This is a genomic window from Bradyrhizobium sp. SHOUNA76 (assembly GCF_023006445.1).
GTDB lineage: Bacteria > Pseudomonadota > Alphaproteobacteria > Rhizobiales > Xanthobacteraceae > Bradyrhizobium.
The window spans coordinates 1-8,433 of sequence record NZ_JALBHA010000278.1 but is presented as its reverse complement, the minus strand read 5'-3'; the positions used below and the strand labels follow the sequence as shown (position 1 = coordinate 8,433).

General features: G+C 64.2%; 6 protein-coding genes. 5 read left to right on the top strand and 1 reads right to left on the bottom strand.

Translation table 11 applies throughout. The annotated features are described in order from the left end of the window. The 5 genes from infB to pnp form a co-directional block, all read left to right on the top strand. On the top strand, positions 1-1,940 hold a 1,940-nt coding region (gene infB, locus MOV74_RS24260; protein WP_246928258.1), incomplete at its 5' end, for a translation initiation factor IF-2. 155 nt (positions 1,941-2,095) lie between these two features. After that, entirely contained in the window at positions 2,096-2,530 is a 435-nt protein-coding gene (rbfA, locus tag MOV74_RS24255) for a 30S ribosome-binding factor RbfA (protein ID WP_246928255.1), read from the top strand. Next, positions 2,527-3,648, top strand: a complete 1,122-nt coding sequence (gene truB / locus MOV74_RS24250) for a tRNA pseudouridine(55) synthase TruB (protein WP_246928252.1) — start codon at positions 2,527-2,529, stop codon at positions 3,646-3,648. The genes rbfA and truB overlap by 4 nt, the downstream gene beginning before the upstream one ends. 2 nt (positions 3,649-3,650) lie before the next feature. After that, on the top strand, positions 3,651-3,920 hold the full coding sequence (gene rpsO, locus MOV74_RS24245; RefSeq protein WP_008131787.1) for a 30S ribosomal protein S15: 270 nt from the start codon (positions 3,651-3,653) through the stop codon (positions 3,918-3,920). 377 nt (positions 3,921-4,297) lie between these two features. After that, positions 4,298-6,454 carry a polyribonucleotide nucleotidyltransferase gene (gene pnp, locus MOV74_RS24240; RefSeq protein WP_246928249.1) on the top strand — a complete coding sequence of 719 codons (2,157 nt, stop codon included), beginning with the start codon at positions 4,298-4,300 and terminating at the stop codon, positions 6,452-6,454. A gap of 119 nt (positions 6,455-6,573) precedes the next feature. Here pnp and katG read toward each other — a convergent pair. Further along, on the bottom strand, positions 6,574-8,433 hold a 1,860-nt coding region (gene katG / locus MOV74_RS24235; RefSeq protein ID WP_246928246.1), incomplete at its 5' end, for a catalase/peroxidase HPI.

Genomic DNA, 8,433 nt, shown 5'->3' with positions numbered 1-8,433 from the left:
GTCCCGTGGTCGCCCCCAAGCCCACCCACAAGCCCGGCCCGCAGAAGGAGCGCGGCCGCCTGACGGTCGTCACCGCGCTCAATGCCGATGAGGTGCGCGAGCGTTCGATCGCCTCGTTCCGCCGCCGCACCCAGCGCCTGAAGGGCCACGCCTCGAACGAGCCGAAGGAAAAGCTCATCCGCGAGGTGGTCATTCCAGAAGCGATCACGATCCAGGAACTCGCCAACCGCATGGCCGAGCGCGCGGTCGACGTCATCCGCATGCTGATGAAGCAGGGCGCGATGCACAAGATCACCGACGTGATCGACGCCGACACTGCCCAGCTGATCGCCGAAGAGCTTGGCCACACCGTCAAGCGGGTTGCCGCGTCCGACGTTGAGGAAGGCCTGTTCGACGCCATCGACGATTCCACCGACACCGAGACACGCTCGCCTGTCGTGACCGTGATGGGTCACGTCGACCACGGCAAGACCTCGCTGCTCGACGCGCTCCGTCATGCCAACGTGGTCTCCGGCGAGGCCGGCGGCATCACCCAGCATATCGGCGCCTATCAGGTGGTGTCGCCCGAGAGCGGCAAGAAGATCACCTTCATCGACACGCCCGGCCACGCCGCGTTCACCGCGATGCGCGCCCGCGGCGCCAAGGTCACCGACATCGTCGTGCTGGTGGTCGCGGCCGATGACGGCGTGATGCCGCAGACGATCGAAGCCATCAACCACGCCAAGGCGGCGCGGGTGCCGATCATCGTTGCCATCAACAAGATCGACAAGCCCGACGCGAAGCCCGAGCGCGTGCGCACCGAGCTGCTCCAGCACGAGGTGCAGGTCGAATCGTTCGGCGGCGAAGTCGTCGACGTCGAAGTGTCCGCCAAGAACAAGACCAATCTCGACAAGCTGCTCGAGATGATCGCGCTCCAGGCCGACATTCTCGACCTCAAGACCAATTCGGAGCGTCCGGCCGAAGGCACCGTGATCGAGGCCAAGCTCGATCGCGGCCGCGGCCCGGTCGCGACCGTGCTGGTCCAGCGCGGCACGCTCCGGGTCGGCGACATCATCGTCGCAGGCGCCGAGATGGGCCGCGTCCGCGCGCTGATCTCGGATCAGGGCGAGACCGTGCAGGAAGCAGGTCCGTCGGTGCCGGTCGAAGTGCTCGGCTTCAACGGTCCGCCGGAAGCCGGCGATCGTCTCGCCGTGGTCGAGAACGAAGCCCGCGCCCGCCAGGTCACCAGCTATCGTGCGCACCAGAAGCGCGAGAACGCGGCTGCCTCGATCTCCGGCATGCGCGGCTCCCTCGAGCAGATGATGTCGCAATTGAAGACCGCGGGCCGCAAGGAATTCCCGCTGATCATCAAGGCCGACGTGCAAGGCTCGCTGGAAGCGATCCTCGGCTCGCTGGAGAAGCTCGGCACCGACGAAGTCGCAGCCCGCATCCTGCATGCCGGCGTCGGCGGCATCTCGGAATCCGACGTGACGCTGGCCGAAGGCTTCAACGCCGCGATCATCGGCTTCTCGGTTCGTGCCAACAAGGAGGCCGCTGCGGCCGCCAAGCGCAACGGCATCGAGATCCGCTACTACAACATCATCTACGACCTCGTGGACGACGTGAAGAAGGCGATGAGCGGCTTGCTCGCGCCGACCTTGCGCGAAACCATGCTGGGCAATGCCGCCATCCTGGAGATCTTCAACATCTCCAAGGTCGGCAAGGTCGCCGGCTGCCGCGTCACCGACGGCACCGTGGAACGCGGCGCCAATGTGCGCCTGATCCGCGACAACGTCGTCGTGCACGAGGGCAAGCTGTCGACGCTGAAGCGCTTCAAGGATGAAGTGAAGGAAGTCCAGTCCGGTCAGGAATGCGGCATGGCCTTCGAGAACTACCACGACATGCGCGCCGGTGACGTGATCGAGTGTTACCGCGTGGAGACGATCCAGCGCTCCCTGTAAGTCCAAATCTTACCGAAGCGCCCGGATCTTTTTGAGCTGAAATTGCGGGAGTGCGATGGCCGGATTTTTTCCGGCCATCCACCCCTCTTCGTTTCAACAGGACAAATGACAATGCCCGTGTCCCAAACACGGGCATGACGAGGTGATTTTCGAGAATGCCACGCCATCATCAGAAAAAGAGTTCCGCACCCGGCGGAGGCTCGCAACGTCAGTTGCGCGTCGGCGAGCAGGTTCGCCACGCGATGGCCGAGATTCTGGCGCAAGGCAATGTGCATGATGCGGATCTCGAAGGTCACATCATCACCGTGCCGGAGGTGCGGATGTCGCCCGACCTGAAGCTCGCGACGGTCTATGTGATGCCGCTCGGTGGCCGCGACACCGAGATCGTCATCGCTGCGCTCGAACGCAACAAGAAGTTCTTGCGCGGCGAAGTCGCGCGGCGCGTTAACCTGAAATTTGCACCTGACCTTCGCTTCCGCGTCGACGAACGATTCGACGAAGCGGAACGGATCGAGAAGCTTTTGCGAACACCTGCGGTGCAGAAGGATCTCGAACAGGACCTGGAACAGGATCGGGAAGAAGAACAATGACAATGGACCCCGCTCACGGCACGATCGGCGGCGAAGAGGCCGATCAGCGCGACGTGCAGAAAAATAATTTTGCGGACCTCGGCGGCAGTTCTCAGCCGCATCAGGAGCCGCGCCGCGTCAACAATGATCCGCGTGCCAATAACAAGCAAAAGGGCAACCAGGTTCGCCGCGACCGGCGCGACGTCCATGGCTGGGTCGTGCTCGACAAGCCGATCGGCATGACCTCGACGCAGGCGGTTGCGGTGCTGAAGCGCCTGTTCAACGCCAAGCGCGCCGGACACGCCGGCACGCTTGATCCGCTCGCCTCGGGCGGGCTGCCGATCGCGCTCGGGGAAGCCACCAAGACCGTTCCCTTCGTCATGGACGGCCGCAAGCGCTACCAGTTCACGGTGTGCTGGGGCGAGGAGCGCGACACCGACGACATCGAGGGCCGGGTCACCGCGACCTCGGACCAGCGTCCGACCCGTGAGGCCATCCTGGCCCTCCTGCCCCGCTTCACCGGGGTGATCGAGCAGATCCCACCGCGTTATTCCGCGATCAAGATCCAGGGCGAGCGCGCCTATGACCTCGCCCGCGACGGCGAGGTCGTCGAACTGGCTGCCCGTCCCGTCGAGATTCACCATTTAACCCTTGTGGATCAACCGGATAACGACCGGGCCGTGTTCGAGGCCGAATGCGGCAAGGGCACCTATGTCCGCGCCCTTGCCCGCGATATGGGCCGGATTCTAGGCACTTTCGGCCATATCTGCGCGCTACGGCGGACCCTGGTCGGCCCATTTGGCGAAAACGACATGATTCCGCTGGATCAGCTGGAGGCTTTGTGCGATAGAGCCGCGTCCGGCGAGGGTAGCCTCGCGGACGCGCTTATGCCCGTTGAGACCGCGCTGGACGACATCCCGGCACTGGCCGTCACTCGGGCCGATGCGGCAAGGCTCCATCGGGGCCAGGCCGTTTTGTTGCGCGGACGGGATGCGCCCACTTGTAGCGGCACAGTCTATGTCACGGTGGCAGGCCGGCTTCTCGCGCTTGCTGAAGTCGGCAATGGCGAAATCATCCCCAAGCGTGTGTTCAACCTGACCGGCCTGACTGCCTCAGCCGGTCGCAACGAGAGAAATTGACGATGTCGATTGCCGCAGAACGCAAAGCGGAAGTCATCAAGACGAATGCCAACAAGGCCGGCGACACCGGCTCGCCCGAGGTCCAGGTCGCGATCCTGTCGGAACGCATCAACAACCTCACCAACCATTTCAAGACCCACGTGAAGGACAACCATTCGCGTCGCGGCCTCTTGAAGCTGGTCTCGACCCGCCGCTCGCTGCTCGACTACCTCAAGAAGCGGGACGAAGCACGGTACAAGGCGCTGCTCGAGAAGCACAACATTCGTCGTTAACAGTTCTTGCGCGCGCCAACGGCGCGCGTTTTCGCACGCGGCTTCGAACGAAAGCGCCTATTTTAAGCTTTTTGATCGAGGCTGCGCGCACGTCGGATGCGAGCCGTTGACGGCTGGCATCCGGGGCACGATCGGCGAAGACCGCGGTTCGGTGTTCGCATTCGCGCCGACTGAAAGTCCAGCAGCAATCCGGCGGCTGGGCACAACGGGCAAGGCGCCCGTATGACCCGAAAGGATGGACGCCATCCGAAATCCAAAAACCATGGCAGGATCGCAGGACGCTGATCACCCGCTTCGATCAGCGTCCCGCAATCTTGCGCATGGTTTTTGTTTTTCGGGGCCATCCTTCTTTCGAGAACCCATGAAAGAAGACCTCTATGTTCAATAAGCATTCAGTCGAGATCGACTGGGGCGGACGCCCTCTCAAGCTGGAAACCGGCAAGATCGCCCGCCAGGCCGACGGCGCCGTCGTCGCCACCTATGGCGAGACCGTGGTGCTTGCCACCGTCGTCGCGGCGAAGGCGCCGCGCGAAGGCGTCGACTTCCTGCCGCTGACCGTCGACTACCAGGAAAAGACCTACGCTGCGGGCCGCATTCCCGGCGGCTATTTCAAGCGCGAGGGACGTCCGACCGAGAAGGAGACGCTGGTCTCCCGCCTGATCGACCGTCCGATCCGTCCGCTGTTCGTCGACGGCTGGCGCAACGAGACCCAGGTGATCGTCACCGTGCTCTCGCATGACATGGAAAACGACCCCGACATCGTCGCGCTGGTGGCCTCGTCGGCGGCGCTGACCCTGTCGGGCGCACCGTTCAAGGGCCCGATCGGCGCGGCCCGCGTCGGCTTCGCCAATGACGAGTTCATCCTCAACCCGACGCTCGACGAAATGGTCGACACCCAGCTCGACCTCGTCGTCGCCGGCACCGCCGACGCCGTGCTGATGGTGGAATCGGAAGCCAAGGAACTGAACGAAGAGATCATGCTCGGTGCGGTGATGTTCGGTCACCGCCACTTCCAGCCGGTGATCAACGCGATCATCGAGCTCGCCGAGAAGGCCGCCAAGGAGCCGCGCGAAGTCACCACGATCGACAATTCCGCGCTCGAAAAGGAAATGCTCGGCATGGTCGAGCAGGAGCTGCGGGCTGCCTACGCCATTCCGGTCAAGCAGGATCGCTACGCCGCGGTCGGCAAGGTCAAGGAAAAGGTGATCGCCCACTACTTCCCGGAAGGGCAGGAGCCGAAATACGACAAGCTGCGCATCGGCGGCGTGTTCAAGGAGCTCGAAGCCAAGATCGTTCGCTGGAACATCCTCGACACCGGCAAGCGCATCGACGGTCGCGACAGCAAGACCGTGCGCAACATCGTCGCCGAAGTCGGCGTGCTGCCCCGCGCCCACGGTTCGGCGCTGTTCACCCGCGGCGAGACCCAGGCGATGGTCGTGACCACGCTCGGCACCGGCGAGGACGAGCAGTACATCGACGCGCTTTCTGGAACGTACAAAGAGACGTTCCTGCTGCACTACAACTTCCCTCCCTACTCGGTCGGTGAGACCGGTCGCCTCGGCGGCACCAAGCGCCGCGAGATCGGCCATGGCAAGCTGGCCTGGCGCGCGATCCACCCGGTGCTGCCGCCGCACCACGAATTCCCCTACACCACGCGCGTGGTGTCGGAGATCACCGAGTCGAACGGCTCGTCCTCGATGGCTTCGGTCTGCGGCGCTTCGCTGGCGCTGATGGATGCCGGCGTGCCGCTGAAGCGGCCGACCGCGGGCATCGCGATGGGCCTGATCCTGGAAGACAAGCGCTTCGCAGTTCTCTCGGACATCCTCGGCGACGAGGACCATCTCGGCGACATGGACTTCAAGGTCGCCGGCACCGAGCAGGGTATCACCTCGCTCCAGATGGACATCAAGATCGAGGGCATCACCGAAGAGATCATGAAGGTGGCGCTCGCCCAGGCCAAGGATGGACGTATCCACATCCTCGGCGAGATGGCCAAGGCGCTCACCAACGCCCGTGCCGAGCTCGGCGAGTACGCGCCGCGCATCGAGACCTTCAAGATCGCCACCGACAAGATCCGCGAAGTGATCGGCACCGGCGGCAAGGTGATCCGCGAGATCGTCGAGAAGACCGGCGCCAAGGTCAACATCGAGGACGACGGCACCGTGAAGGTCGCCTCCAGCGACGGCGAGGCGATGAAGGCCGCGATCAAGTGGATCAAGTCGATCGCGTCCGATCCGGAAGTCGGCCAGATCTATGACGGCACCGTCGTCAAGGTGATGGAGTTCGGCGCCTTCGTGAACTTCTTCGGCTCCAAGGACGGCCTCGTCCACATCAGCCAGCTCGCTTCGGCGCGCGTGCAGAAGACCTCCGACGTCGTCAAGGAAGGCGACAAGGTCAAGGTCAAGCTGCTCGGCTTCGACGACCGCGGCAAGACCCGCCTGTCGATGAAGGTCGTCGACCAGACCACCGGCGAAGACCTCGAAGGCAAGGGCGGCGAGGGCGAGAAGGCTCCGCGCGAAGCCGCCGGCGAGTAAGTCTCGCACCCGGTCAGAAACACGAAGGGCGGCCGAAAGGCCGCCCTTTTTTGTTTGTGCTCACCCTGGCCGATCTGCGCTCCCTCTCCCGCTTGCGGGAGAGGTGAAGCAACACCGCGTCAGGACGCCGCGAGATCGTACCGGTCGAGGTTCATCACCTTGGTCCAGGCCTTGGCGAAGTCCTGCACGAACTGCTGCTTGGAATCCGACGTGGCATAGACTTCCGCGTAGGCGCGAAGTTGCGAGTGCGCGCCGAAGATCAGGTCGACGCGCGTGCCGGTCCACTTCACCGCATTTGTCTTGCGGTCCCGGGCCTCGTAGCTACCGTCAGCCGCCGGCGTCCACTGCGTGCTCATGTCGAGCAAATTGACGAAGTAGTCGTTGCTCAGCGTGCCCACCTTCGCGGTGAGAACACCGTGCTTCGAACCGTTCGCATTGGCACCGAGCACACGCAGGCCGCCGATCAGCGCCGTCATCTCGGGGCCGGTGAGCCTCAGGAGCTGCGCGCGATCGACGAGGGCTTCTTCCTGCTGCAGGAACTGATGCTTCTTGCCGACGTAGTTGCGGAAACCATCGGCCCGCGGCTCGAGCGGCGCGAAGGACTCCGCGTCGGTCTGCTCCTGCGAGGCATCCATGCGGCCCGGGGTGAAGCCGACCTTCACGTCGACGCCGGCATCCTTCGCGGCCTTCTCGACCGCGGCGGTACCGCCGAGGACGATGAGATCCGCGAGTGAGACCTTCTTCGCGCCGGACGACGCGTTGAAGTCCTTCTGGATCGCTTCGAGCTTGCCGAGCACCTTGGAGAGCTGAGCCGGCTGGTTCACCTCCCAATCCTTCTGCGGGGCAAGGCGGATGCGCGCGCCGTTGGCGCCGCCACGCTTGTCCGAGCCGCGGAACGTCGAGGCCGACGCCCAGGCGGTCGAGACCAGCTCTGAGACCGAGAGGCCCGAAGCCAGGATCTTGGTTTTCAGCGCCGCGATGTCCTGGTCGCTGACCAGCTCGTGATTCACGGCCGGAATCGGATCCTGCCAGATCAACGTCTCCTTCGGCACCTGCGGACCGAGATAGCGCTGGATCGGGCCCATGTCGCGATGGGTCAGCTTGAACCAGGCGCGGGCGAAGGCGTCCGCGAACTGATCGGGGTTTTCGAGGAAGCGCCGCGAGATCTTCTCATAGGCGGGATCGAGGCGCAGCGAGAGGTCGGTGGTCAGCATCGTCGGCCGATGCTTCTTCGACTTGTCGAAGGCGTCAGGAATGATCGCCTCGGCGCCCTTTGCCGTCCACTGCTGCGCACCGCCCGGGCTCTTGGTCAGCTCCCATTCGTACTTGAACAGGTTCTCGAAGAAGTTGTTGCTCCACTTGGTCGGCGTCGTCGTCCAGGTCACCTCGAGGCCGCTGGTAATGGAATCGCCTGCCAGACCCGAAGCGTGCTTGCTCTTCCAGCCGAGGCCCTGATCTTCCAGCGCGCCCGCTTCCGGCTCCGGTCCGACCAGCGAGGGATCACCTGCGCCATGGGTTTTGCCGAAGGTGTGACCACCGGCGATCAGCGCAACGGTTTCCTCGTCGTTCATCGCCATGCGGGCGAACGTCTCGCGGATGTCCTTGGCCGCAGCAATCGGATCCGGCTTGCCGTTCGGGCCTTCCGGATTGACGTAGATGAGGCCCATCTGCACCGCGCCGAGCGGCTCGGCGAGCTGACGTTCGCCGCTGTAGCGCTCATCGCCGAGCCAGGTGCCCTCGGGACCCCAATAGAGCTCTTCGGGCTCCCAGACGTCGGCGCGGCCGCCGGCGAAGCCGAAGGTCTTGAAGCCCATCGATTCCAGCGCGACGTTGCCGGCGAGCACCATCAGATCGGCCCAGGAAATCTTGCGACCGTATTTCTGCTTGATCGGCCAGAGCAGACGGCGCGCCTTGTCGAGATTGGCGTTGTCGGGCCAGCTGTTGAGCGGAGCGAAACGCTGCTGGCCGGCGCCGGCGCC

Excerpts from the sequence above, each read along its gene's own strand:
- truB (WP_246928252.1), top strand. The coding sequence starts at position 2,527 with ATGACAATGGACCCCGCTCACGGCACGATCGGCGGCGAAGAGGCCGAT.
- pnp (WP_246928249.1), top strand. The coding sequence starts at position 4,298 with ATGTTCAATAAGCATTCAGTCGAGATCGACTGGGGCGGACGCCCTCTC.
- rpsO (WP_008131787.1), top strand. The coding sequence starts at position 3,651 with ATGTCGATTGCCGCAGAACGCAAAGCGGAAGTCATCAAGACGAATGCC.
- rbfA (WP_246928255.1), top strand. The coding sequence starts at position 2,096 with ATGCCACGCCATCATCAGAAAAAGAGTTCCGCACCCGGCGGAGGCTCG.